Below are 23,492 nucleotides of genomic sequence, written 5' to 3' on the forward strand. Positions count from 1 at the left end.
CAACACCCCCCCCCAACCCCCCCTCTCAATTGATTAACTTATTTAGTAACACGCCCCACCCACCCGCCGGGGCGGTGTGTTTGTGTAGGGGGGGGGGCCCCCCCCCCCACTCCTCTTGCTTTACGGGGTGGTTGGGGTGGAGGTGGAGACGGGGCGGGGGTGGCGGTTCGGGGGGTGGTGCGCGGTGAGGGGGTGGATCCAGGCGAGAAGCGCGAGCAGGAGGGCGAACGGGAGGAGGGTGCAGAGCGTCGCGCTGCCCGGACTATGGCGGGGTTCAGGACGCATCGAGGGTGATGGGGAGGTCGAGTTCGGCCCAGACGGTCTTCGCGTTGGGGTGGCGGGGGATGGTGCCCCAGCGGTCGGCGAGGGCGTCGATGAGGGTGAGGCCGCGCCCGGACTGGGAGTTGGGGGCGAGGACGGCGGGCAGAGCCGGGAAGCGGTCGCCCCGGCAGTCCGAGATCTCGATGCGCAAGGTTGTGCCCCGGCGCACGGTGGTGGTGAGACAGAGGTGAAGCTCGAAGCCGCGCCCCGGAACGCGGCCATGGGTAGTCGCGTTAGCGGCGAGCTCCGCGACGATCAGGAGCGCCGAGTAGTACGGCTCGGTGTGGGACAAGTTCAGCCCCCAGGTAGTGAGTTGACGCCTGGTGATGCGCCGGCAGATGGCGGCGCCCTTGGGGGTGGCGGCGAGGGTGATGGTGTGACGGCGGGGGCTGTCGAGGGGGATGTCGGTCGTCATGGAAAAAATCGTGGCGCCCCGGAAGTACGCTGACCATGCATCCGGGGAGTACGGAGAGTGTCTGTCCGGGTGCGGACAGCTTTTGTTCGTGTGGCCGAATCACTAACGGGGTGGTCGCGATGGGTGCAGGACGCAACATCGAGTCGGACGACGACGTTCGCACGGAACTGCAGGAGGACCTGAGCGAGGTGTCGGACTTCTTCCGCGCCATCGGGAAGCAGATCAAGCTCCTGAGGGAGCGGGCCGGGATGACGCAGAAGGAACTCGGCGAACGCGTCGGCTACGGAGAGCACTTGATCGGCGCGGTCGAGCGCGGAAAGCGCACCCCGCAGCCGGAGTTCCTGGTGGCGGCGGACAAAGTCCTCAACGCCGGCGGCCTGTTGGCCATCACGAAGGACGACGTGATGCGGGCGCGGGCCAAGGCGCGGCTGCGGCACCCGGCCTGGTTCCGGGGCTACGCAGCCCTGGAAGTCGACTCGATCGAGACGCACAACTTCGCCACGCTCGGCATCCCTGGGTTGCTCCAGACCGAGGAGCACGCCCGAGCTATCTTCGCGATGAGGCAGCCTCCCCTGTCGGAGGAGGTGATCGAGATGCGAGTCGCGGCCCGAATGGCTCGTCAGGAAGTGCTGACCCAATGGCCTCGGGGGATGTTCAGCTGGGTGATCGACGAGAGCGTGCTGCGCAGGCCCCTGGGCGGGTGGGACGTGCACGCGGCCCAGCTCCGCCGGCTGCTGGAGGTCGGACGGACTCGCGGCATGGTCATCCAGGTGCTGCCACTGAGCAAGACAGAGCACGCGGGTATGGGTGGATCGTTCATCCTGATCACGCCCAAGGGGCGACCCCAGCACGCCTATATCGAGGCGCAGACGAGCAGTAGGCTGATCACCGATCCGGATGAAGTCCGGATCATGAACGCGCGCTACAACATCCTCAGGGCGCAGGCCCTTGGTCCCGAGGAGTCCCTGGCCTTGATCGAGAAGATCCTGGGAGAACGATGAGCACCGAGCTGGCATGGTTCAAGAGCACCTACAGCAGCAACGAAGGTGGCGAGTGCATCGAGGTCGCCGAGACGACCCACGTCATCCACGTGCGTGACTCCAAGGACAAGAGCGGCCCGCAGCTGGCGTTCGAGCCGGCCACATGGCGGGCGTTCGTGGCATTCGCCGCGACCGCCGAGGTCTGATCAACGTCCTCCCAACGGCCCACCGCCTACCGGGCGGCGGGCCGTTGGCGTACCGTCAAGCTGACCGCGCCATCCCGGATTTAGGGGGAGCAGTGAGCAGCGAACTCGTCTGGTTCAAGAGCAGCCACAGCGGCAACGAGGGCACCACCTGCATCGAGATCGCCTGGTTCAAGAGCAGCCACAGCAGCAACGAGGGCGGCGCCTGCGTCGAGATCGCCTGGCACAAGAGCACCCACAGCACCAACGAAGGCGGCCAGTGCATCGAGGTCGCCGAGACGACCGAGGCCGTCCTCGTCCGCGACTCCAAGGACGCCTCCGGCCCCCACCACACCTTCACCCCCGCCGCCTGGCAGGCGTTCGTCGCCTTCGCCGCCACCGCCGAGGCCTGATCAACGTAGTTCCGGTCACTCCGGCTCGAAGGCTCGCAGGGTGTCCTCGCCGTCGGTCCACAAGACCCCGAGCCGCTGCCGGGTCAAGAGCCATCCGTCCCCGTCACGGCGGAACTCCCAGTCGTAGGGACCGCCCATGGAGTAGGGGGCAGAGGTCCTCCCCGGAGCCGTGACGGCGACGAACCACATGTACCCGATGCCGGTCGCCCGGTCGCCCGCCACGTCCACGTGCATGTTGAGGATGTGGTGCTGGATGCTCGTGTAGGCCGACTCGGCCTCCTCCACCTTCGCGCGGATGGCCTCCCTCCCCTGGGTTCGCTGCCAGGGCCCGAACTCCAGCACGGCGTCCTCGGCCCAACAGGCGGACCAGGTCCGCCAGTCCTTGCGGTCCAGTGCCCGCCAGCCGCGGATCATGAGGGCGTGCAGGGCGTCCCGGTCCTCCAGGCCACGTATTCTGCGCGCCAGGTCGTCGAGAGCGGGGGTGTGCAGCATTCCGGTTCCTTCCGTCACTGGGCGCTCGCCGCAGGTCGTACGACGATCTCGTTCACGTCGACGTACGGCGGCTGGGAGATCGCGTAGGCGACGGCGTCCGCGATCGCGGAGGCTGGCAGGGCCACGGCGCGGTAGGTCCGCATGGCCGCCCGGGCGGCCGGGTCCGCGATGCCGTCGGCGAGTTCGGACTCCGTGACGCCCGGCGAGACCAGCGTGACCCGGACGTCACCGGCGGACTCCTGACGCAGGCCCTCGGAGATCGCACGGACCGCGAACTTGGTGGCGCAGTACACGGCAGCGGTGGGAGAGACCTCGTACGCGCCGACGGAGGCGATGTTCACGATGTGCCCGCCGCCTTGGGCGCGCATCACGGGCAAGGCGGCGGAGATACCGTGCAGGACACCCCGCAGGTTCACGTCGATCATGCGGTCCCACTCCTCCGTCCTGAGCGCCTCCAGCGGCGACAGCGGCATCACCCCGGCGTTGTTGACCATCACGTCCACGCGGCCGTACCGCTCTTCGGCCGCTGCCACGAAGTCCCGCACGTCGGCGGCCTCGGTCACGTCCAGGCGCCGGGCCGCCGCCGTGCCGCCCGCGGCGGTGATCTCCGTGACGAGTCGGTCCAGGCGATCGGTGCGCCGTGCTCCCAGGAACAGGCGGTGGCCGTCGGCGGCGAGCCGGCGGGCGGTCGCCTCGCCGATCCCACTGCTGGCACCGGTGATCGCTACGACCTTGATTGTCCGGTCCGGCATGACTGCCCCTTGTCTCTCGGTAGGGCACCGAGTCTGGGCGAGGTGTTCCGGGCGGCCCAGGCCGTGTGCTGCCTGGGTGCGGTACACCCAGGCGGCACACCGGGCCCACGGCCTAGCCTGGGCACATGACCGACAACCAGCTGGGTGAGTTCCTGCGGGCGCGCCGTGCGGCCGTGCGGCCGGACGAGGTCGGGATGCCGAGCCATGGCGTGCGCAGGGTCGCCGGGCTGCGCCGCGAAGAAGTCGCCGTACTGGCAGGGGTGAACGCGGACTACTACACCCGGCTGGAACAGGGCCGTGAACGCCACCCGTCCGCGCAGGTGGTGGACGCGCTCAGCCGCGCGCTGCTGCTGGACACCGACGCCCGGGCGCACCTTCACCAACTGTCCGGAACCGCGCCGTCCCAGCGGCCCGTCGCCACCACCGACCAGGTCGCCCCCGCCCTGCGCGTCCTGCTGGACGGCTACCCCGGCACTCCGGCGTTCGTCATCAACCCGGTCCTGGACATCCTGGCCGCCAACGCCCTGGCCGAGGCCCTGTACTCCCCCTTCGAAGCGATGGACAACCTGGCCCGCATGGTCTTCCTCGACCCGGCAGGTCGGCCGTTCCACCCCCGATGGGAGCGGACGGCAGAGACGGTGGTCGGGCACCTGCGCCAGGCGTCCGGCGTCGACCCTGACGGTCCGCGCCTACGGGCTCTCGTCGGTGAACTCAGCACGCGCAGCAAGGACTTCGCCCGACTGTGGAACACCCACACCGTGCGCGGCAAGACCCGCGAACACAAGCACATCCACCACCCGGACATCGGCGGCATGACCCTCACCCACCACGCATTCGACGTGCGGGACGCCCCCGGCCAGCAGTTGATCATCTACCATGCCGAACACGGCAGCCCCAGCGCCGAGGCACTCAGCCTGCTCGGCTCCGTGCACGCCACACGCGCCGGTAGGTGATCACGCAGCAGGCGAGTCTGAGGAACGCTTCGTGCCAGGGGGACCCTCCGGTCCCCACCACACCTTCACCCCCGCCGCCTGGCAGGCGTTCGTCGCCTTCGCCGCCACCGCCGAGGTCTGATCGACTTCCCCCTCAACGGCTCACCGCCTAAAGAGCGGTGGGCCGTCTGCGCGCCCGGGTGAGCCGGCGGTACGCGAGATGGACCGCGAGGCCCAGCAGGGTCATGACGACGGACGCGACCAGTGCGACCACATCGAGCACGTTCCGGCCCAGCGAGTTCCAGAAACCGATGCTCGAAGCAAGGGCGGCGGTGTCGGTGTGCCGGGGGTCGTACACCACCGTCACGGTGTCGTGGGCCTTGACGGTGTCGGTGACGTAGGCGAGTTGGGTCTCGACGGATGCCCCCTCGGACGTCGTGAACCGCACCCGGCAGTGGGCGTTGCCCGCCGGGTTGTCCTGCGGCGCGCTCACTTCGGTGCACTCGGTGACGACCGCCGACACGTGGACGCCGCGACTGCGGAGAGCCGACGTCACCCCCATGTCGTGCGGTATCAGGTAGACCAGGCTGAGGACGAACAGCAGGACCCCCAGGCCGATCATCGCGAGCGAACCGTTCCGCACGGTCCGGCCGTGGTCCGGCACCTTCTCCATCGGTCCCCCCGGTATCAGCCCAACTGCCCACCTGCGCTCACGCTAGCCGCACCCACCGACACCGATGACACCGACAGTACGTCGGAGCGCCGACCAGGAGCCCGAGGGCGTTCCGGGGCCTACCCGTCGTCCCGCGTTCGGGGTTCCCGGGCGAGGACGGGACGGGGCAACAGGTACGAGGCCGCGAGCGCCGCTGCGAGCAGTCCGGCCCCGGCCCACAGCGTGATCTGCAGGGTCGCGCTGTAGCCGGCCACCACGACGGTCCCTGCGTCCTGGTCGGCGGCGCCGGCGATCCGCCCGCCGAGTGCGCCGAAGAACACGGTGCCCAGGACCGCGACGCCCAGCGCGCCGCCGAGCTGCTGGACGGCGGTGATGGTCCCGGAGGCCGAGCCGCTCTCGTGCGGTTCGACGGCACCGAGCACGGTGTCGAAGAACGGTCCCATGACCAGGCCCGTGCCCAGGCCGATGACGATCAGCGCCGGGGCGAGGTGCCACGCCGTCATACCCGTACCGGCCGCGTTCAGGGTGACGGCGAGGGTGGCGACGCCCAGGGCCATGACCATGATTCCGGCCTGGATGACCCGGCGGCCGAACCGCTCGACGGCGCCGAACCGTTCGGCGACCTGGATCGCGGCGAAGCCGAGCACCATCCCCAGCGACCAGGGCAGGCTCGCCAGCCCCGCCCGCAGCGGTGTGAGACCGAGGCCGGACTGCAGGAACAAGCTGAGCACAAGCGAGAAGCCGGCCACCGCCGCGAAGAACACCGCACCGGTCACCAGACCCCCGGAGAAAGCCCGCTTGCGGAACAGGCCCGGCACCACGAGCGGATCGCCGCCCGCCCCGGCCAGTCGGGCCTCGTACCGGCCGAAGACCACGAACAGCCCGATCCCGGCCGCCATCGACACGAACGTCCAGGTGGGCCAGCCCAGTTCACGCCCCTGGACCAGTGGCAGCACCAGCAGCAACGCGGCCAGCGAGGCCAGCCCGGCGCCCGCCAGATCGAGCCGGGGGCGCTGCGTGGAGCGTGACTCCGGCAAGAACTTCCAGCCGCCCAGCAGGGCGAGCAGGCCGAGCGGCAGGTTGATCAGGAAGATCATGCGCCAGCCGGAGCCGAAGAGGTCGGCGTCGACCAGAGCGCCGGCCAGGACCGGGCCGCCCACCGTCGACAGGGCCATCACCGGGCCGAACAGACCGAACGCCCGGCCGATCTCCGGCCCGTCGAACATCTCCTTGATGATGCCCAGGCCTTGCGGGATCATCACCGCGCCGAACAGGCCCTGGAGCCCGCGTGCGCCGATCAGCATCCCCGGTGACCAGGACACCGCGCAGAGCAGGGACGCGGCGGTGAAGCCGAGCGCGCCGATCAGGAACATCCGCTTGCGGCCCACGATGTCACCGAGGCGACCGCCGGTGATCAGGCCCACCGCCATCGCCAACGCGTACGCGGCTCCCAGCCACTGCACCGTGGCGGCGCCGCCGCCCAGGTCGACCCGGATCGACGGTGCCGCGACATTGGCGATCAACGCGTCCAGCATGTCCATCGCCTCGGCGGCGAGCAACACCCACAGAGCGACCCAGCGCCACCGGTACGGTGCGCGGGCGACCTGATCCCGGGCGGCGGGAACGGGGGTGCGGACGGCGACGCCGTCCACGGGAAAGTCAGACACAGAGGTCCCTTTCTCAGAAAGATCACGAGAGAAAGAGACGCACCGGGCACTACCGGGAACCGGTGTGCTGAGAGCGCAAGCCCCGCCCGGACTAACCAATACCGGGAACCGTGTTTTCGCGCGTCACTACCGAACCACGGTAACAGACCGCGCCGGAGAGGAACCCGGCGCCAATGCGCTCGGCGCGTGGCCCCCACCGCGCCGGGTGCGACCGCCACGCGGGCCCCCTACCGCTGACGACGACGCGTCGGCGCCCCCTTGGAGAGCCGACTGCCGGACCCCCGACCCCACCGGGCGAGCGGAGCCCGACTCCCCGCTGCCGCCGTTCTCGGTGTCCGCACCGCCGCCACCCCTGCCCGAACCCGACCCCGCGGCCCCACCTCCACCACCCCGTCCGACCCGAAGGTGGAGTCCTCGCCGCCGCCACCCCCTCCGGCACCCCCGCCCCCACCGCCGCAGGCCTGGACGAGGACCTCGGTCACCCCGGCGGGCACCGCGAAGTAGGAGGTGCCGGCCTCCGAGAACACCTGCTGCCCATGGGCGGCGGCGGCCGTCACGACGGTCCTCAGGTCCACCGGGGCTACCTGCTGCGGCGCGGAGGCGGGGGCAGCGCCGAGCAGGCCACCGGTCACGGGGAGCGCGAGGAGCGCGAGACGCCGCCGACGGGCGGGCCGCGAGGGTCGCACACGAAGAGTATCCATGCGACCACCCTCCGGCATCATTCGCTTGCGCCGCAACCTGGGCGACGCCCCGCGCGGCATCCCCGACGGCGGCCACACCACCACCGCCGAGGACCCGTCACCCGGAAGGCGCGCCGGCCGCCCCTCTGGCAGCCCCAACCAGATCTGTCAAACAGCGCACACCTGTTGTGAGCGGACTGGTACGTTCCGCGCATGGACTTCAACGCCATTGCCAACTCGTTCGTGGGCCACTACTACACCACCTTCGACTCCGGCAGCCAGGGACGCGGGAACCTCTCCAGCCTCTACCGACCCGAGTCGATGCTCACGTGGGAAAGCCAGCAGTTCCAGGGGCAGCAGAACATCCTCGCGAAGCTGACGACGCCCGAACTGGCCGCCGTCAAGCACAAGGTGAACACCACCGACGCGCAGCCCGCCCCGGGCAACGGCGTACTGGTCACCGTCACGGGCGGCCTCGCCATCGACAACGCCTTCGACAAGCCGCTGCAATTCGCCGAGACGTTCAACCTGCAGCCGATCCCCGGCCAGCCCGGCGGCTTCTTCGTCTACAACCAGATCTTCCGCCTCATCTTCGCCTGAGCCGCCCAGGGTCCGGGGCTTCCCGTCGGCTTCCCGTTCGACAGGGTGAAGTCCCGGACCGGCGCCGCGACTTGGAGGAAGGGTGCACCTGCGCGAGCTGCGACCGGCCGACGCCGACGCCGTCCGCCGCATCTACAGCGGCAGGTCGGTCGCCGACCTGTGGTTCGGCCAGATGACCGCCGCCCAGGCCCACGACTACGTACGCGAAGCCCGGGAGGCCGACGCGCAGCGACCGCGCACCGCACGCGTCCTCGGCATCGACGTCCACGACGACCTGATCGGCATCGTCCGACTCCGCATCACCGGCCACACGGGCAGCCTCAGCTACATCCTGCGCGAGGACGCCTGGGGCCACGGCTACGCCACCACAGCGGTGCGCCGGTTCCTCGCCCACCACCCCACCCCACGGGTCACCGCCGAGCACCGCGTCGGCAACCCCGCCTCGGGAAGGGTCCTGGTGAAGACCGGCTTCGTCGTGACCACCGTGACCGACGAGATCGTCCGCTACGAACTGGGCTAGCGCCTGCCCCGCCACCTCCGACTCCCCGGGGCCCGCGCCGGGCGTGACGCGGACCTTTGCCGTGTGTTTATATTGAACAATGGTTCAACCGAAAACCGGACACCCCCATGCCCCGCACGCCTGAGGCCTCGGCGGCCGTCCGCGAAGCGACCCGCGCCAAGATCCGGCGCGCCGCCGTCCTGCTCATGGCAGAACAGGGCTACCGCGCCACCACCCTGCGCCAAGTCGCCACCCGGGCCGGCGTCGCCGACGGACTGCCCTCCCGCTACTTCGGCAGCAAGGACGGCCTGCTGATCGACATCGCCGACGGCTGGCGCGAACGGACCCGCGCGGCGCTCGCCGCCCAGCCGGCCGACAGCCCCGCCGCCACCCTGCAACTCCTCGTCCGCTCCGCCCTGCTCGGCCTGGACGCAGCCCCCGAGGAGGTCGAGGAGAGCCGGGCCGTCTCCGCCCTGCTCGCCGACCCCGAAGCCCGCGCCGTCCTGGTCGCCGCAGGCGCCGACCTCGCCTCCGCCGACCTCCTCCAGGCCCTGGACGAATCCCTGGCGGCCTGCCGCGTCCCCGACCCCGCTGCCGCCCGCCTGCTCCTCCTCGCCGGCATCCGCGGCGGCCTCACCCTCGCCGCCGAGGACCCGGCCTTCCCACTGCGCGACCTGGAAGCGGCCCTGCTCGCCCACATCCTGCCGACGACCTGACCCCTCCCCGAGCTCTGAAAGGCCCCGCCATGACCGCCGAAACCGACATCCGCCCCTACCGCATCGCGATCGAACAGCACCAGCTCGACGACCTGCGCGACCGCCTCGCCCGCACCCGCTGGCCCGACTCGCTGCCCGGCACCGACTGGGACTACGGCGTCCCGCTCCACTACCTCCAGGACCTGGCCGAGTACTGGCGGACCGGCTACGACTGGCGCGAACACGAAGCCAGGCTCAACACCTTCCCGCAGTACACCACCACCATCGACGGCGCCAACGTGCACTTCCTGCACGTCCGTTCACCCGAACCCGACGCCACCCCGCTGATCATCACGCACGGCTGGCCCGGCTCGGTGGCCGAATTCCTGGACATCCTGGGCCCGCTCACCGACCCCCGCGCCCACGGCGGCAACCCGCGCGACGCCTTCCACGTGGTCGCGCCCTCCATCCCGGGCTACGGCTTCTCCGGTCCGACCCGCCAACTCGACTGGGACTACCGCCGCGTGGCGCGCGCCTGGGCCGAACTGATGGACCGCCTCGGCTACCCGCGCTACGGCGCCCAGGGCGGCGACTGGGGCTCCGGCATCTCCCGCGAACTCGGCCTCGCCGCCCCCACCCGGGTCATCGGCGTGCACGTCAACACCTCCCCCACCTTCCCCACCGGCGACCCGGCCGTCCTCGACGCCCTCGACCGCGAACGGCTCGACACCTGGGCCCGCCATCAGGCCGAAACCTCCGGCTACACCGCCGTCCAGGCGACCCGCCCGCACACCGTCGGCTACGCGCTCACCGACTCCCCGGTCGGCCAACTCGCCTGGATCATCGAGAAGTTCCGCGAATGGACGGACTGCGACGGCGGCCTTCCCGAAGGCGCCGTACCCCGGGACCACCTCCTCACCAACGTGATGCTGTACTGGCTGACCGCCACCGCCGGCTCCTCCGCGCGGCTGTACAAGGAGTCGGCCCGCAACGGCTGGACCGAGGCCGCCCCCTCCACCGTCCCCACCGGCATGGCCGTCTTCCCCCACGACATCACCCTCCCGGTCCGCGCCTTCGCCGATCGCATCGACAACATCGTGCACTGGACCGAGTTCGACCACGGCGGCCACTTCGCCGCCCTGGAACAGCCCGACCTGCTGGTGGCCGACATCCGGACCTTCTTCCGCTCCCTGGCCTGACGCCGGCCGTGGTCGGCCAGATGTTCATCGACTCACCATCTCAGGCGCGAAGTAGCCACGCAGCCAAGCGATCTTCCCGACCCGGATGCGGAAGATCTGCCGCGGCGTCCGGAACACGACGGCCGCCATGGGTGATCGTCAGCTTCCTGCTGTCGATCTGACGGCACCCCATCGGCCAATGCCGGTTGGGGGCCGCCTCCCTTCAGAGTCGAACCCGCCCTGCCCGCTTCGACGGCGCTGACCGGTGCTGACCGGCGCCACCTGCCGGGTCGTGACAGCGTGTCGAGTGGCGGAGCGCGATCCGCGACGAGAGGGTGACCGACGCAGGACCTCACCTGAAGGAGCGAGAATGCCCGAAGTCACCACTCCGTACGCGACCGGCACCCCGTGCTGGGTCGATCTGATGGCGCAGGACCAGCAGGCGGCACTGGACTTCTACCGCGACCTGTTCGGCTGGCAGGGGCAGGTCGGCCCGGCCGAGTTCGGCGGGTACGCGGTCTGTGAGCTGAACGGCAAGCCGTCCGCCGGGATCGGCCCGGCGATGGCGCCGGAGGGGATGCCCACCCCGCCGACCGTGTGGACCAGTTACCTGTCCACCACCGACGCCCAGGCCACCCAGGACGCGATCGTCGGCGCGGGCGGCACCCTGCTGGTCCCGGCGATGGATGTCGGCGAGCTCGGCAGGATGCTGATCGCCGCCGACCCGCAGGGCGCGGTGTTCGGCGTCTGGCAGCCGGGCGAGTTCTTCGGCGCCAGGGTCGTCAACGAGAGCGGCGCGCTGATCTGGAACGAGCTGCACACCAGCGACCTGCCCGGCGCCACCGCCTTCTACGGCGAGGCGTTCGGCATCGAGATCCAGCCGGCGCAGGGCGCCGAGCAGTACTGGGAGCTGCGGGTCGGCGGCCGGGCCGTCGGCGGTGTCTCGCTGCTCGCCAACGACCCGCCCGGCACGCCCGCGCACTGGCTGACGTACTTCGCGGTGGACGACGTCGACTCCACCGTGGACGCCCTCGTCAAGCACGGCGGCACCGTCCTCGCCCCGCCGTTCGACATGGTGGCGGGCCGGATGTCGGTGGTGACCGACCCGCAGGGCGCGCCGTTCGCGGTGATCACACCGAAACCGATGTAGGTGGACGGCACGGCCCACCGCGCACGGTGTCGCGGTGGGCCGTCTCCGTCCGACTCCCGTCCGTACAACTCCCGCCCGTACGGGTCACTCCGGCGCGACGGCCGTCACCCCCGCCGTCACTCCCGCTGCGCGCGGCCGACGGCGCTGAGCACCGCCCGCACGCCGGCCGTGAGCACCGAGCCGTCCCGCCCGGCGCCCCAGACCACCTGTCCGCCGACCCCGCCGACCCGGGCCTCGACGTAGGCGACAGCGTCGCTACCAGCACCCGCACCCGCACCCGCACCCGCACCCGCACCGACGGCGTGCTCGCTGAAGTGCAGGATGTCGACCCGCAGCGCCTCCGCCACCGCGTCGAGCGGCCCTGCGCCCTCGCCGCGCCGGCCGCCCACCTCCGCCCAGTCGTCGCCGGCCTGCCACGGCCAGTCCGGCGCCGCGTCCAGGTACTCCGCGCGGAAGAGCCCGTACAGTTCCTCCGCCGTCACCTCCCGCCCGCTGTCGTCGGTGGCCTCCTGCACGACCCGGGAGAACTCGATCTGGAGCCGCCTCGGCAGTTCCAGCCCGTGCCCGGTCTGGAGCAGGTAGGCGATGCCGCCCTTGCCGGACTGGCTGTTGACCCGGATGACCGCCTCGTAGTCGCGGCCGAGGTCGGCCGGGTCGATCGGCAGGTACGGCACCGACCAGGGTGCCTCGCGCGCCGGGACGCCGGACTCGGCCGCCACCTTGGCGTGGTGGGCGAAGCCCTTCTTGATGGCGTCCTGGTGGGTGCCGGAGAAGGCGGTGTGCACCAGGTCCCCCGCGTAGGGGTGGCGCTCGTGCACGGGCAGCCGGTTGCAGTACTCGACGGTGCGGCGGATCTCGTCGAGGTCGGAGAAGTCGAGCATCGGGTCGACGCCCTGGGTGTGCAGGTTGAGCGCCAGCGTCACCAGGTCGACGTTGCCCGTCCGCTCGCCGTTGCCGAACAGGCATCCCTCCACCCGCTGGGCGCCGGCCAGCACGGCCAGTTCGGCGCAGGCGACGCCCGTCCCCCGGTCGTTGTGCGGGTGGACGGAGAGGATCACCGACTCGCGGCGCTCCAGGTGCCGGTGCAGGTACTCGATCTGGTCGGCGTAGACGTTGGGGGTGGCGATCTCGACGGTGGCGGGCAGGTTGTGGACGACGGGCCGGTCGGGGCTGGCGTCCCACAGTTCGGTGAGACCGTTGCAGACCTCCAGGACGTAGTCCGGTTCGGTCAGGTTGAACACCTCGGGCGAGAACTGGAAGCGCACCCCGGGCCGGCCGTCGGCCCGACGTGCCAGGTGGGTGGCGGCCTCGGTGATCAGGGCCCGCAGTTCGTGCCGGTCGCGCCCGAGGACGACCTCGCGCCAGAGCGGGGCGGTGGCGGTGTAGAGGTGGACGACGACGCGGGGCAGGCCTTCGACGGCCTCGAAGGTGCGGTCGATCAGGTCGGCGCGCGCCGCCGTGAAGACGACGATGGTGACGTCCTCGGGCACCGCGCCGGGCACGGTGGCCAGTTGCCGGACGAAGTCGAAGTCGGTGCGGCTGGCGGAGGGGTAGCCGACCTCGATCTCCTTGAAGCCCATGGCCAGGAGCAGGTCGAACATCCGCTGTTTGCGTGCCGGGTCCATGGGTTCGGCCAGTGCCTGGTTGCCGTCGCGCAGGTCGACGGGGACCCACAGCGGGGCGTGGCCGATCCGTCGGCCGGGCCAGCGCCGCATCAGTGCGGGGACGTGCACGCGCTCGTGGGCGGGCCGGTAGCGGTGGGAGGGCATGGCACCCGGGCGCTGCGGGTTCCAGGCGGGGGCGGTGACCGGGACGGGGCCGGCGGGGGTACGCAGGGTCGGGAATCGCATGATGAGTCCTTACGGAGGTACCGGTGGACCGGCAGGACGGCGCCCCGCAGCGGGGTGCCGGTCCGGTCACGCCCCGCTGCGGCCACCAAGAAGAAGGCCACCCAGAGGGAGACTCCACGGCTGCATGCCGGGTAGACTAACCACGAACCAAGTCCTCAGACAAGCTGACAGGTGAACGCGAATGTCCCCGCTCGGCCCCCTCCACCGCTCCCCCCTCGTCGACCAGGCCACCCGACGCCTGGAGGAGCAGATCACCGCAGGACACTGGCCGGTGGGCGGGAAGCTGCCGGGCGAGGTGACCCTGGCGAAGGAACTGGGCGTCGGGCGCTCGACCGTCCGGGAGGCGCTGCGCGCGCTGGCCGGCGCCGGGATGGTGCAGAGCCGACAGGGGTCGGGCGTGTTCGTGACGGCGGACCGGCCCGCCCTGGACTGGCCGACCCGGCTGCGCCGGGCGGAGCTGGCGCACGTCTACGAGGTGCGCACCATGGTCGAGGTGCAGGCGGCCCGGCTCGCGGCCGCGCGCCGCACGGAGGCGGACCTCACCGCCGTGGACGCGGCGCTGGCCACCCGGCTGGCGGCGGGCGGCGCGGACGACGCGGCCTTCGTGGACGCCGACATCGCGCTGCACACCGCCGTGGTGGCGGCCGCGCACAATCCGGTGCTGGACGATCTGTTCGCCCAGTTCGCGCCCGTCCTGAGGGAGCACCTGGTGGCCCTGGTGGGGGTGCTGGGGCTGCGCAGCGGGGACCCGAACCACGGCTACACGTCGCACGCGGACCTCGTCGGGGCGCTGCACCGGGGTGATCCCGAGGAGGCCGGGCGGGTGCTGGCGGCCGAGCTGGAGGCCACCCGGTCGCGCCTGCTGGCCGACTGAGCGGGGCAGGCGGGGCGGGTGGAGCGGCCGGGGGCGATATCCGGAGCGCGGGCACACAGTTTTCACACGGCGGCCACCCGGCCGCCCGCTCCGGCGGCCGACGCCTCGTCAACCCGCTCCGAACTGGGATGCTTCGAGCACGTACGATCAACCGTCAGATGACATTGTGTCCGGAGCGTGTGTGACCACGGTCCAGGCGGCGAACGCACTTTCACTCCAATCACACGGTATGACTAGTATCGCCTCGTCAAGCCCGTGCCCCGGACGGCCCGCCCCGCTCAGGCCGGCCGCCATCCCCAAGGAGACTGCTCTGCGCGCGCGTGCGAATCGGCGGCCCCCGACGCCGAAGGCCCCCCGCAGGCGTCCGCGCCTGTCACTGCGGACGGCGCTGCTCGTCCTCGCCGTCGTCCCCAGCATCGCCCTGGCCGCCCTGTGGGCGGTCACCAGCGGCGAGACCGTCTTCGCCTTCCAGCGCCAGGCCGCCCAGGGCCTGCTCGCCCAGAAGGCCGGCCAGCCGTCCAACATCGTCTACTACAGCCTCCAGGAAGAACGCCGGCTCAGCGCCGAGGCGCTCGCCCGGCCCGGCGGCAACACCGACCAGCTGCGCCGCCAGCGCCAGCAGACCGACGACGCGGTCCGCCAGTTCCAGGTCCTCTCCGGCGAGACCGCCGACAGCGCCCCCGAAGAGGTCCGCACCGCCGTCACCGAGGCCCGCCAGGCGATGGGCAAGCTCGCCGAACAGCGCGCCGCCGTCGACCACGGCTCGATCGACCAGCAGACCCTCTACACGTACTACACCGACCTGATCGCCGTCGACCTGCGGCTGTTCACCGCACTCAGCCACGTCGACACCGGCGAGGTCACCTGGATCTCCAAGACCCTGGTGAACGCCTTCTGGGCCAAGGAGATGCTCGCCCGCGAGGACGCCGTCCTCGCCCGCGGCTGGCCCACCGGGCGGCTCACCGTCACCGACTACCAGCAGGTCCAGCAGTCCGTCGGGGCGCAGGAGCACCTCTTCGCCGTCCAGGTCCTCCCGTACATCCCGGACGGCGAGTCCGCCGCCTGGCACGACCTGATGAACAGCCCCGCCTGGCAGGCCAAGGCCGTCGTCGAGCAGTCGCTCACCAAGCCCACCGCGGCCGAGGCCAACGGCACCGTCAGACTCCCCGCCGCCCAGGACCAGTGGCGCCAGGCCCTCGACCAGCTCAACCCGCAGCTGGTCAAGGTCATCGAGACCCGCACCAGCGGCATCGTCGACGTCGGCAAGGGCACCATCCTCTCCCTCCTCACCACGGTCGTGCTGACCACCGTCGTCGGCCTGATCACCGTCGTCGCGGTGATCATCGCCTCCTGGCGGCTCAGCCGCTCGCTGCGCCGGCGCATCAAGGAGCTCCAGACCCAGGCCGAGGAGATGGAGCGCACCCTCCCCGAGGTCGTCGAACGCCTCGGCCGCGGCGAGCAGGTCGACGTCGAGGCCGACTCCCGCACCATCACCGCCGGCCCGCACGGCAACGGCACCGACGAGCTCGCCCGCCTCGGCCAGGCCCTCAACCTGGCCCGCGCCTCCGCCGTCGAGGCCGCCGTCAAGCAGGCCGAACAGCACCGCGGCTTCGAGCGGCTGCTCCAGCGCATCGCCCGCCGCACCCAGCTGCTGATCGGCCGCCAGCTGCGCAAGCTCGACGAGCTGGAGCGCAAGCACGAGGACCCGGAGGTCCTGGAGGGCCTGTTCGACCTCGACCACCTCACCGCCCGCCTGCGCCGCTACGAGGAGAACCTCGTCATCATGGCCGGCGGCCAGCCGCAGCGGCGCTGGCGCAAGCCCGTCCCGCTGCTGGACGTGCTGCGCGCCGCGCAGGGCGAGGTGCAGGACTACCGCCGGATCATGATCGACGTCGAGGGCCACCCGTGGCTGTCCGAGCGGGCCGTCGGCCCGGTCGCGCACGTGCTCGCCGAACTGATGGAGAACGCCACCACCTTCTCCAAGCCGCCCACCCCGGTCGAGGTCCGGGCCGCCATGGTCGGCCGCGGACTCGCCGTCGAGATCGAGGACCGCGGCCTCGGCATGGACCCCGAGCAGTACGACGCCGCCAACGAACTGATGAGCCGCCCGCCCCGCACCGACGTGCTCGCCCGGGCGGACGACGTCCGCCTCGGCTTCTACGTCATCGCCCGGCTGGCCGCGCACCACGGACTCAAGATCGAGTTCCGGCCGTCGGCCTTCGGCGGCACCCGGGTCGTCGTGCTCGTCCCCGACGAGCTCGTCATCGACGGCGACGCCGGACTGCCCGACGACGCCCCCGTCGAACCGATCCCGCTCGTGCGGCGCTCCCGCAAGGCGCTGCTCACCGCCTCCAACGAGGCCCCGGCGCCGGCGCCGGCGGGGCCGCCGGTCGCGCCCGTGGACTCCTTCCCGCCGGGAGAGTCCTTCGCGCCGGCGGAGCCCCTCCCGCCCGTGGAGACCTTCGCCGCGGCCGACTCCTTCCCGCCGGTGGAGTCCTTCCCGCCGGTGGAGGCGTTCGGGCAGGTCGAGGCCTTCGGGCAGGTCCAGCACGTGGAGCAGCCTGGGTACGCCGAACCGCTCGGGCACGTCGAACCGGTCGGGCACGTCGAACCGCTCGGGCAGACCCAGCAGCTCCCGCAGACCCAGCAGTTCCCGCACGACCCGCTGACCGCCCCCGTCCAGGCCTTCGGCCACGTCGAGTACGTCCAGCCCGAGGCCGCGCCCGCCGCCGAGCCCGCGCCGTTCCCCACCCCGTTCCCCACCCCGTATGCCGAGCAGCCGATCGAGCACAGCTCCCCGGCCCCCGACGCCCCGGCCGACCAGCGGCCCTCGCACGACGTGCCCGCCTACCCGGACATCGCCTACGCCCGGGTCACCGACGCCGAGGCCCCGTACGCCGACGAGCAGTACCGCCCGGCCGACCACTACCGGCTGGCCGAACGGCGTCGGCGCCGCGAGTACGCCTCCGCGGTGCCGCTCAGCCCCACCGAGACCGAGCAGCCCCCGCTGCCCCAGCGCGTCCGGCAGGCCAGCCTGGCCGCCGAACTGCGCGTCCCGCCGGCGCCCCGCCCGCAGTGGGCCGAGCCCGCCGCCGGGCCCCGCGCCGAACCCGCCGCCCAGGGCACCGAGCCCGCCGGCGGCCCCTTCCAGCGCCCGGCGAAGCGCTCCGGTGCGACGATCGGCGCCTTCCAGCGCCAGTCCCGTGCCGCCCGCGCCCAGGACAGCGGCGAGCACCCGCTGCCCGGGGCCGTGACCCCACCGGCTCCCCCCACCGCCCCCGCCGGCTCCCCGACGCCCGCGCCCGGCCCCTCCCCCTGGGCCCTGCCGGCCGCGGACCCCCGAACCACACGAACGGATGACCAGTCATGAACCGAACGATCGCCACCCACCAGGACCTGGACTGGCTGCTGGACGGACTCGTCGACTCGGTGCCCGGGACCAGGAACGCCGTCCTGCTCTCCGACGACGGCCTGGTCGTCAGCCACTCCCGCACCATCGAACGGGCCGACGCCGAGCGCCTCGCCGCCGTCGCCACCGGCCAGCAGAGCCTCGCCCGCGGCGTCGGCCAGCTCTTCGACGGCGGGGCCGTCCACCAGGTGATCGTCGAACTCGCCGAGTGCTGGCTGTTCATCATCGCCGCCGCCCAGGGCACCCACCTGGCCGTCGTCGCCTCCCAGGAGGTCGACGCCGAGGTCATGTCGGTCGCCATGCACACCCTGGTGCAGCAGGTCGGCCAGAAGATGACCACCCCGGTGCGGGCCGAGGCCGGCGCCGCCTCCCCCGTCGGCTTCGACGCCTTCGCCGCCCGGAACCGGAGCTGACACCGGTGGGCCCGTACGGAAACGGGAGCGGTAGCGGGAACGGGAACGGGAACGGGAACGGGCAGCGCGGCGGGGTCCCGCACTGGAGCGAACTGACGGACGAGGACGCCGAGGACGAGTCGGGCGCCATGGTGCGCCCGTACACCATCACCCGCGGCCGCACCGCCCCCGAGCGCGACGACCTCACCCTGATCACCGTGCTCACCACCGTCGAGGACGAGGCCGACCGGGCCCTGGCGCGGGGCAGCCGCGCCGGTGCCCGCGGCCTCCAGCCCGAGCACCGGATGATCCTCGACCACTGCCGGCGGCCCGCCGCCGTCGCCGAGGTGTCGGCCGGCCTGGACCTCCCGGTCTCGGTCACCAAGATCCTGCTGGGCGACCTGGTCGCCCAGGGCCTGCTGCGGGCCCGGGCACCGCTCTCGGTGGCCCGGGCCGCCGGAGGCGTGGACCTCGGCCTGCTCACGGCCGTTCGCGAAGGACTCCGGAGACTCTGAACCATGGCAACACCCCACCCCAGCAGTGCCGCCGACGCCGGCGTCGCCACCGCGCCGGCCGCCGTCAAGATCCTCATCGCGGGCGGCTTCGGCGTCGGCAAGACCACCCTCGTCGGCTCCGTCAGCGAGGTCACCCCGCTGCGCACCGAGGAGTACCTGACCCGGGCCAGCGTCGGCGTGGACGACCTGTCCGGCGTCGACCAGAAGGACACCACCACCGTCGCCCTCGACTTCGGCCGGATCACCGTCAGCCCGGACCTCGTCGTCTACCTGTTCGGCACCCCCGGGCAGGAACGCTTCTGGTTCATGTGGAACGACCTCGTCAACGGCGCCCTCGGCGGCATCGTCATCGCCGACACCCGCCGGCTCGACACCAGCTTCGCCTCCATCGACTTCTTCGAGAGCCGGGGCATCCCCTTCGTCGTCGCCATCAACTGCTTCCACAGCCACAACACCCGCACCCCCGACGAGATCCGGGCCGCCCTCGACCTGGACCCGCAGGTGCCGATGCTCCTCGGCGACGTCCGCGAACGCGCCTTCGGACGCGACCTGCTGCTCGCCCTGGTCGACCACCTGATGGACCTCTCCGCCGCCCCCGTCGGCTGAACGTCGGCTGAACCACCTCCCTTCCCCAGGAGCCACCCCATGACCTCACCCCTGCGCGTCCTCGTCCACGGCGGCGGCATCGGCGGCCTCACCCTCGCCACCGCCCTCGCCAAGCGCGGCCACCACGTCGACGTCGCCGAACTGCGCGACCAGTTGGAAGCCCTCGGCGTCGGCATCATCCAGCCCTCCAACGCCCTCCACGTGATGCGCGAGATCGGCGTCCTCGACGACTGCCTCGCCGCCGGCTTCGAGTGGGAGGTGCTGACCATCTGCGACCCGACCGGCGCCACCCTCGCCAAGATCCCGCAGCCCCGGATGGGCGACGCCCCCTCCAACAACGGCATCCCCCGCCCCGCCCTCGCCCAGGTGCTCGCCACCGCCGCCACCCGGGCCGGCGCCACCCTGCGCTTCGGCACCACCATCGCCGACCTCGCCGAGGACGCCGACGGCGTCGACGCCACCCTCACCGACGGGCACCGCGGCCGCTACGACCTCGTCGTCGGCTTCGACGGCATCGGCTCCCCGCTGCGCAAGCGCCTCTACGGGGAGAAGTACGCGCCCGAGTACACCGGCTTCGCCAACTGGCGCGTCACCCTGCCGCGTTCGCCCGAGGTCCAGGGCGTGGTGATGTCCACCGGCAACCTCAAGGCCAAGGCGCTGCTCACCCCGATCAGCGACGACCTCATGTACCTGGGCTCGGTGTTCGCCGAGGCCGAGGACTTCCGGCCCGACCCCGGGCACGCCCACGAGCAGCTCGCCGAACGCCTGGCCGGCTTCGGCGGCCCGATCGCCGAGGCCCTCGCCCACGTCACCGACCCGTCCGCCGTCGTCTACTCCCGGATCTCCCAGGTCAGCGTCGAGGAGCCCTGGCACGTCGGCCGGATCGCGCTCGCCGGCGACGCCGCCCACGCCTCCACCCCGCACCTCGCCCAGGGCGCCGCGATGGCCGTCGAGGACGCCCTCGTCCTCGCCCAGAGCCTGGACGCCGCCGAGACCGTCCCCGCCGCGCTCGCCGCCTGGGACGAGCGCCGCCGGCCCCGCGCCATGTGGGTCCAGGCGCTCTCCCGGGCCATCCTCAAGCAGGAGACCGGCATGCCCACCACCCCGGAGGAGGACGAACTCCTCAAGGTCGGCATCCCCGGCGCCGCCCACGTCCTCGTCCAGCCGTACTGAGGCCCCTGTCCGGCCTGCTGCACAACCCCGTGCAGCAGGCCCGGCCGGCTCACGCGTCGGCTCACCTGTCGGCGAGCTCGTGCCGCCGCTGCCACACCGCCGCCGAGACCCGGGCCAGCAGCCGGGCCGCCGGGTCCGTACGGTCCTCGCCCGAGGCCAGCGGGCCGGTGTAGCAGACCGCGATCAGGTAGGGCGGGCAGTCCTGCGGGTGGACCAGGCCCACACTGTGCCGGGCTCCGGGCACCCAGCCGTTCTTGAAGGCGATCCGGGTGTCCGGCGGCAGGCCCGCCGCCAGGTCCACCCGGAACGCGTTGCGCTCCAGCAGCGCCAGCAACTCCGGCTCCCCGCCCAGGGAGTGCAGCAGCCGCACCAGGTCCCGCGCGCTCACCAGGTTGTGCACCCCGGCGTCGCGCGCCGCGTAGTCCTCGATCCCGCGCGGGCTCGCGCTGCGCGTCGCCCCGGCCCGCCGCCACGCCTCGGCCACCGCCGCCCGGTCGACCCGGGCCAGGCACAGGTTGGTGGCCAGGTTGGAGGAGTGCGTGATCATCCGCTCGGCGAGCAGCCGCAGCGGCACGTGCGTGCCCAGCAGCTCCCACGGCAGCGGATCGCTGTCCCAGTCGGGATCGTTGCCGAACTCCCCGCCCACCACGGACTCGAACCGGTTCACCACCGGCACCTCGGCATCGAGATCCACCCCGCCCCGGGCGAGCGCCGCCAACACCGCGACCTTCATCGTGCTCGCGGCATCATGCAGTTCGTCCGGCGCCCGCACGAACACCGGCTCCGCCTCACCCGCCCAGGGGGCCACCACCACAGAGAGCATGGGCGCAGCCTAGGGCAGCCTTCGGTTGATCAGGAAGGACTGCCCACGGCTGCCCACGGCTTCTCGGGGCTACTTCGCGCAGGTGCGGTCCTTGCCCGGGAGGTGGCCGGTGGCCAGGTAGGTGTTCACCGAGTCGTCGACGCAGGCGTTGCCGTAGACGCCGAAGCCGGCGTGCTGGAAGGCGCCGTCGAGCCGGTGGCCGAACCCGCGCTGGTGAACGCCTCCCGCAGGAAGGCGGCGAAGCCGGGCGACACCCGGGTGGGCTGCCCGTCGGCGGCCTTGGCCAGGACGGACAGCTGCTCGGCGAGGCCCGCCCGCGCCGGGTCGAGGTCGCTCGCGAGCCCGGCGAACAGCAGGGCGGGCACCTGGCTGCCGTCGAGCCGGAAGACGTCGGGGGCGGTGCCGACGGTGAGCGGCGCCCGCTCGGCCGCCGCGACGACGCGGTCGATCGTGGCGCGCACCTGCGCGCGGGTGTCGCCGAGGCCGTAGTCGGCGCAGCGCGCGCCCGTGCTCTCCAGGCCGCGGCCGACCTCGTCGTCGGGGCCCAGGACGCAGCTGCGCCAGTCGAGGCGCTGGTGGTGGTAGCGGTCGAGTCCGGCTGCGGCGCTCGCGGGGCCGTCGTCGCGCTCGGCGGCGGCGGCCGTGGCGGCGGGCGCCGTGGCGAGGCAGGCGGTCAGGGCGAGGCCCGCGGCCGCGACGCGGCGCAGGGCCTTGGGGGTGGTCATGCGGTCTCCTGGCGGTGATGGGTGCGGATGCGCAGGAAGTCGGTCAGGCCGACTTCCTGCGCGTCAGCCTTCCAGCGCACCCGGCACCGGATCATCGCCCTGGGACACGACCTGTCGGTGCGTCAGACGTACGTCGGGAGCAGTGGCCCCGCTGCCCGGCGTACCGCCCGAGCAGTAACCGGACCCCGAGCCCGGGGCGCGCCCGGGTCAGCTGCTCGGGCGCGGGGACGGCAGGGCCGCGGAGCCCGCCGCCAGGGGCCATTCGCGGTGGAACGGCGGCAGCGGGTACGTGCCCTCGATGACCGGGGTGCCGAAGACCTTGAGGTGGGCGAGCAGCGAGCCGGTCAGGTCGACGCCGCCGACCAGCGACCAACTCCCTTGGGCCTGCGGCGGGTTGCCGGAGGAGTCGGCGGTCAGCGAGCCCTCGACCTGGGCCCGCAGGTAGGGGGCGACGGTGGTCTGGACGCCGACGGTGTCGTAGAGGCCGACGGAGACCTCGACGCCGAGCGCGGCCCGCACGCCGGCCTTGCCGGTGAGGCGCACCCGGACCGGGGAGACCTTGGTGTCGGCGTCGGTGGTCGGGGTCCAGCCCTTGCCGCCGGTGTAGTCGGCGCGGACGGCCCAGGTGCCGGTGGCCTCCTGTTCGGCCTCCAGGTGGACCTGGCCGTCGGCGCTGACCTCCAGGTAGCAGGTGAGCTTCAGGTTGACCACGACGGGCAGTCCGGCGACGGTGAGCACCGGGCTGGCCTGCAACGTGGCGAAGGGCAGCCGGACGGGCGCGGCGCCGGTGCTGCGCGCGACGTCGCCGGTGACCTTCCACTGGGCGTGGGCGCCGAGGTCGAAGCCGATGGAGGCCGTGCGCGGGCTGCCGGCGGCGGCGCCGTGGTAGGCGAAGTGGACGGCCGGGTGCAGCTGGAGGGAGCCGGAGGCGTCCACGCTCGCGCCGTCGGGCAGCGGGACGGGGGCCTTGACGTCGACCTCCAGGGTGCCGGAGGCGTCGGCCTTCACGCCGCCGCCGTCCGCACCGACGACGGCCTTGAGGTCCTTGACCAGCGGGGTGACGGTGATGCCGTGCGGGTCGACGGGCACCCGGCCGTCGGCCTCGGTGCCGCCGAGGAGTTCGGCGAGGGTGGCGGGGCGGGTGGTCAGGTTGAGGCTGGTGCCCGCGCCGGGGCGGACGCCGGTGACGGCGACCAGCGCACCCTGGGGCGCGGCGGCGGTGGGCGGGCTGGCGATGAGCTGCCCGGGCTGGACGGCGGGGGCGGGGGTCGGCGTCGCGCCGGCGGGCGCGGTGGGCCCGGCGGCCGGTGGCGCCGAGAGGACGGCCGTGCCGCCCGCCGGGTCGTACGCGGTGAGCTGGAGGTTCTGCCCGGCGGGGGTGGCCGCGCCGCCGTCCTTGGCGGGGGCGGCGACGGCGGCCTGCCGGTCGCCGGCCGGGGCCGCGGCGGACCTTGAGACCGCGGCGGAGTGGAACGCGGACACGGACGAACTGCGCC

The 23,492-nt window shown here is 72.5% G+C and carries 26 protein-coding genes; 16 read left to right on the top strand and 10 right to left on the bottom strand.

The features are described 5' to 3' along the window. Positions 1 to 274: 274 nt before the first annotated feature. A complete protein-coding gene (locus tag ACFWPI_RS04710) occupies positions 275 to 736 on the bottom strand; it encodes an ATP-binding protein (protein WP_380368863.1) in 462 nt (153 codons plus the stop codon). 119 nt (positions 737 to 855) lie between these two features. On the opposite strand from ACFWPI_RS04710, the gene ACFWPI_RS04715 reads away from it, so the two are divergent. The 3 genes from ACFWPI_RS04715 to ACFWPI_RS04725 all read left to right on the top strand — a co-directional run bounded on the left by ACFWPI_RS04715 (position 856) and on the right by ACFWPI_RS04725 (position 2,311). Then, complete coding sequence (locus tag ACFWPI_RS04715; protein WP_363366785.1) at positions 856 to 1,737, top strand: helix-turn-helix transcriptional regulator; 882 nt, start codon at positions 856 to 858, stop codon at positions 1,735 to 1,737. Then, on the top strand, positions 1,734 to 1,922 hold the full coding sequence (locus ACFWPI_RS04720; protein ID WP_380368860.1) for a DUF397 domain-containing protein: 189 nt from the start codon (positions 1,734 to 1,736) through the stop codon (positions 1,920 to 1,922). Before ACFWPI_RS04715 ends, ACFWPI_RS04720 begins: the two co-directional genes overlap by 4 nt. A 92-nt stretch (positions 1,923 to 2,014) precedes the next feature. Continuing rightward, on the top strand, positions 2,015 to 2,311 hold the full coding sequence (locus tag ACFWPI_RS04725; protein WP_380368857.1) for a DUF397 domain-containing protein: 297 nt from the start codon (positions 2,015 to 2,017) through the stop codon (positions 2,309 to 2,311). Positions 2,312 to 2,326: 15 nt separating this feature from the next. Here ACFWPI_RS04725 and ACFWPI_RS04730 read toward each other — a convergent pair whose 3' ends face one another. Together ACFWPI_RS04730 and ACFWPI_RS04735 are read right to left on the bottom strand one after the other, a co-directional pair. Beyond that, positions 2,327 to 2,803 (bottom strand): nuclear transport factor 2 family protein, encoded by a 477-nt coding sequence (locus ACFWPI_RS04730; RefSeq protein ID WP_380368853.1) that lies wholly within the window; start codon positions 2,801 to 2,803, stop codon positions 2,327 to 2,329. 14 nt (positions 2,804 to 2,817) lie between these two features. Then, positions 2,818 to 3,555, bottom strand: coding sequence for an SDR family oxidoreductase (locus tag ACFWPI_RS04735; protein WP_063349812.1), 738 nt, complete (start codon positions 3,553 to 3,555; stop codon positions 2,818 to 2,820). 125 nt (positions 3,556 to 3,680) lie between these two features. On the opposite strand from ACFWPI_RS04735, the gene ACFWPI_RS04740 reads away from it, so the two are divergent. Next, positions 3,681 to 4,508, top strand: coding sequence for a helix-turn-helix transcriptional regulator (locus tag ACFWPI_RS04740; RefSeq protein WP_380368849.1), 828 nt, complete (start codon positions 3,681 to 3,683; stop codon positions 4,506 to 4,508). 31 nt (positions 4,509 to 4,539) lie between these two features. Then, positions 4,540 to 4,629: a DUF397 domain-containing protein gene (locus ACFWPI_RS04745; RefSeq protein WP_380368846.1), complete on the top strand. Its 90-nt coding sequence runs from the start codon at positions 4,540 to 4,542 to the stop codon at positions 4,627 to 4,629. A gap of 27 nt (positions 4,630 to 4,656) precedes the next feature. On the opposite strand, the gene ACFWPI_RS04750 is transcribed toward ACFWPI_RS04745, so the two are convergent. Both ACFWPI_RS04750 and ACFWPI_RS04755 read right to left on the bottom strand, forming a co-directional pair. Further along, positions 4,657 to 5,160 carry a DUF3592 domain-containing protein gene (locus tag ACFWPI_RS04750; protein ID WP_380368843.1) on the bottom strand — a complete coding sequence of 168 codons (504 nt, stop codon included), beginning with the start codon at positions 5,158 to 5,160 and terminating at the stop codon, positions 4,657 to 4,659. A gap of 119 nt (positions 5,161 to 5,279) precedes the next feature. Then, positions 5,280 to 6,827 carry an MFS transporter gene (locus ACFWPI_RS04755; RefSeq protein WP_380368840.1) on the bottom strand — a complete coding sequence of 516 codons (1,548 nt, stop codon included), beginning with the start codon at positions 6,825 to 6,827 and terminating at the stop codon, positions 5,280 to 5,282. A gap of 893 nt (positions 6,828 to 7,720) precedes the next feature. On the opposite strand from ACFWPI_RS04755, the gene ACFWPI_RS04760 reads away from it, so the two are divergent. The 5 genes from ACFWPI_RS04760 (at position 7,721) to ACFWPI_RS04780 (ending at position 11,629) form a co-directional block, all read left to right on the top strand. After that, complete coding sequence (locus ACFWPI_RS04760) at positions 7,721 to 8,107, top strand: nuclear transport factor 2 family protein (RefSeq protein WP_380368838.1); 387 nt, start codon at positions 7,721 to 7,723, stop codon at positions 8,105 to 8,107. Between the two features lie 82 nt (positions 8,108 to 8,189). Further along, positions 8,190 to 8,627: a GNAT family N-acetyltransferase gene (locus ACFWPI_RS04765; protein WP_380368835.1), complete on the top strand. Its 438-nt coding sequence runs from the start codon at positions 8,190 to 8,192 to the stop codon at positions 8,625 to 8,627. A 107-nt stretch (positions 8,628 to 8,734) separates the two neighbouring features. After that, entirely contained in the window at positions 8,735 to 9,322 is a 588-nt protein-coding gene (locus ACFWPI_RS04770) for a TetR/AcrR family transcriptional regulator (RefSeq protein WP_380368832.1), read from the top strand. A 29-nt stretch (positions 9,323 to 9,351) separates the two neighbouring features. Then, complete coding sequence (locus ACFWPI_RS04775) at positions 9,352 to 10,500, top strand: epoxide hydrolase family protein (protein WP_380368829.1); 1,149 nt, start codon at positions 9,352 to 9,354, stop codon at positions 10,498 to 10,500. Between the two features lie 349 nt (positions 10,501 to 10,849). After that, a complete protein-coding gene (locus ACFWPI_RS04780) occupies positions 10,850 to 11,629 on the top strand; it encodes a VOC family protein (RefSeq protein WP_380368826.1) in 780 nt (259 codons plus the stop codon). 116 nt (positions 11,630 to 11,745) lie between these two features. Here ACFWPI_RS04780 and ACFWPI_RS04785 read toward each other — a convergent pair whose 3' ends face one another. Next, positions 11,746 to 13,479 carry a 2-isopropylmalate synthase gene (locus tag ACFWPI_RS04785; RefSeq protein ID WP_380368824.1) on the bottom strand — a complete coding sequence of 578 codons (1,734 nt, stop codon included), beginning with the start codon at positions 13,477 to 13,479 and terminating at the stop codon, positions 11,746 to 11,748. Between the two features lie 181 nt (positions 13,480 to 13,660). Between ACFWPI_RS04785 and ACFWPI_RS04790 the strand changes: the two genes are divergently transcribed. The 6 genes from ACFWPI_RS04790 to ACFWPI_RS04815 all read left to right on the top strand — a co-directional run bounded on the left by ACFWPI_RS04790 (position 13,661) and on the right by ACFWPI_RS04815 (position 20,448). After that, positions 13,661 to 14,353, top strand: a complete 693-nt coding sequence (locus ACFWPI_RS04790; RefSeq protein ID WP_380368821.1) for a FadR/GntR family transcriptional regulator — start codon at positions 13,661 to 13,663, stop codon at positions 14,351 to 14,353. Between the two features lie 229 nt (positions 14,354 to 14,582). After that, positions 14,583 to 17,723, top strand: coding sequence for a nitrate- and nitrite sensing domain-containing protein (locus ACFWPI_RS04795; protein WP_380368818.1), 3,141 nt, complete (start codon positions 14,583 to 14,585; stop codon positions 17,721 to 17,723). Further along, positions 17,720 to 18,175, top strand: coding sequence for a roadblock/LC7 domain-containing protein (locus tag ACFWPI_RS04800; protein WP_380368815.1), 456 nt, complete (start codon positions 17,720 to 17,722; stop codon positions 18,173 to 18,175). The genes ACFWPI_RS04795 and ACFWPI_RS04800 overlap by 4 nt, the downstream gene beginning before the upstream one ends. Before the next feature lie 5 nt (positions 18,176 to 18,180). Then, complete coding sequence (locus ACFWPI_RS04805) at positions 18,181 to 18,669, top strand: DUF742 domain-containing protein (RefSeq protein WP_380368812.1); 489 nt, start codon at positions 18,181 to 18,183, stop codon at positions 18,667 to 18,669. A gap of 3 nt (positions 18,670 to 18,672) precedes the next feature. Next, complete coding sequence (locus ACFWPI_RS04810) at positions 18,673 to 19,275, top strand: ATP/GTP-binding protein (RefSeq protein WP_363366746.1); 603 nt, start codon at positions 18,673 to 18,675, stop codon at positions 19,273 to 19,275. A 39-nt stretch (positions 19,276 to 19,314) separates the two neighbouring features. After that, on the top strand, positions 19,315 to 20,448 hold the full coding sequence (locus ACFWPI_RS04815; protein ID WP_380368809.1) for an FAD-dependent monooxygenase: 1,134 nt from the start codon (positions 19,315 to 19,317) through the stop codon (positions 20,446 to 20,448). A 61-nt stretch (positions 20,449 to 20,509) separates the two neighbouring features. On the opposite strand, the gene ACFWPI_RS04820 is transcribed toward ACFWPI_RS04815, so the two are convergent. The 4 genes from ACFWPI_RS04820 to ACFWPI_RS04835 all read right to left on the bottom strand — a co-directional run. Continuing rightward, positions 20,510 to 21,271 carry a serine hydrolase gene (locus ACFWPI_RS04820; RefSeq protein WP_380368806.1) on the bottom strand — a complete coding sequence of 254 codons (762 nt, stop codon included), beginning with the start codon at positions 21,269 to 21,271 and terminating at the stop codon, positions 20,510 to 20,512. Between the two features lie 69 nt (positions 21,272 to 21,340). Then, positions 21,341 to 21,400, bottom strand: a complete 60-nt coding sequence (locus tag ACFWPI_RS04825) for a hypothetical protein (RefSeq protein ID WP_380369111.1) — start codon at positions 21,398 to 21,400, stop codon at positions 21,341 to 21,343. Next, on the bottom strand, positions 21,397 to 21,996 hold the full coding sequence (locus ACFWPI_RS04830; protein ID WP_380368803.1) for a hypothetical protein: 600 nt from the start codon (positions 21,994 to 21,996) through the stop codon (positions 21,397 to 21,399). Before ACFWPI_RS04830 ends, ACFWPI_RS04825 begins: the two co-directional genes overlap by 4 nt. Before the next feature lie 207 nt (positions 21,997 to 22,203). Next, positions 22,204 to 23,492 (bottom strand): hypothetical protein (locus ACFWPI_RS04835; protein WP_380424579.1); only part of this gene is annotated, 1,289 nt, incomplete at its 5' end.

Origin of the sequence: Kitasatospora sp. NPDC058492 (genome assembly GCF_042720685.1) — a bacterium.
GTDB lineage: Bacteria > Actinomycetota > Actinomycetes > Streptomycetales > Streptomycetaceae > Kitasatospora.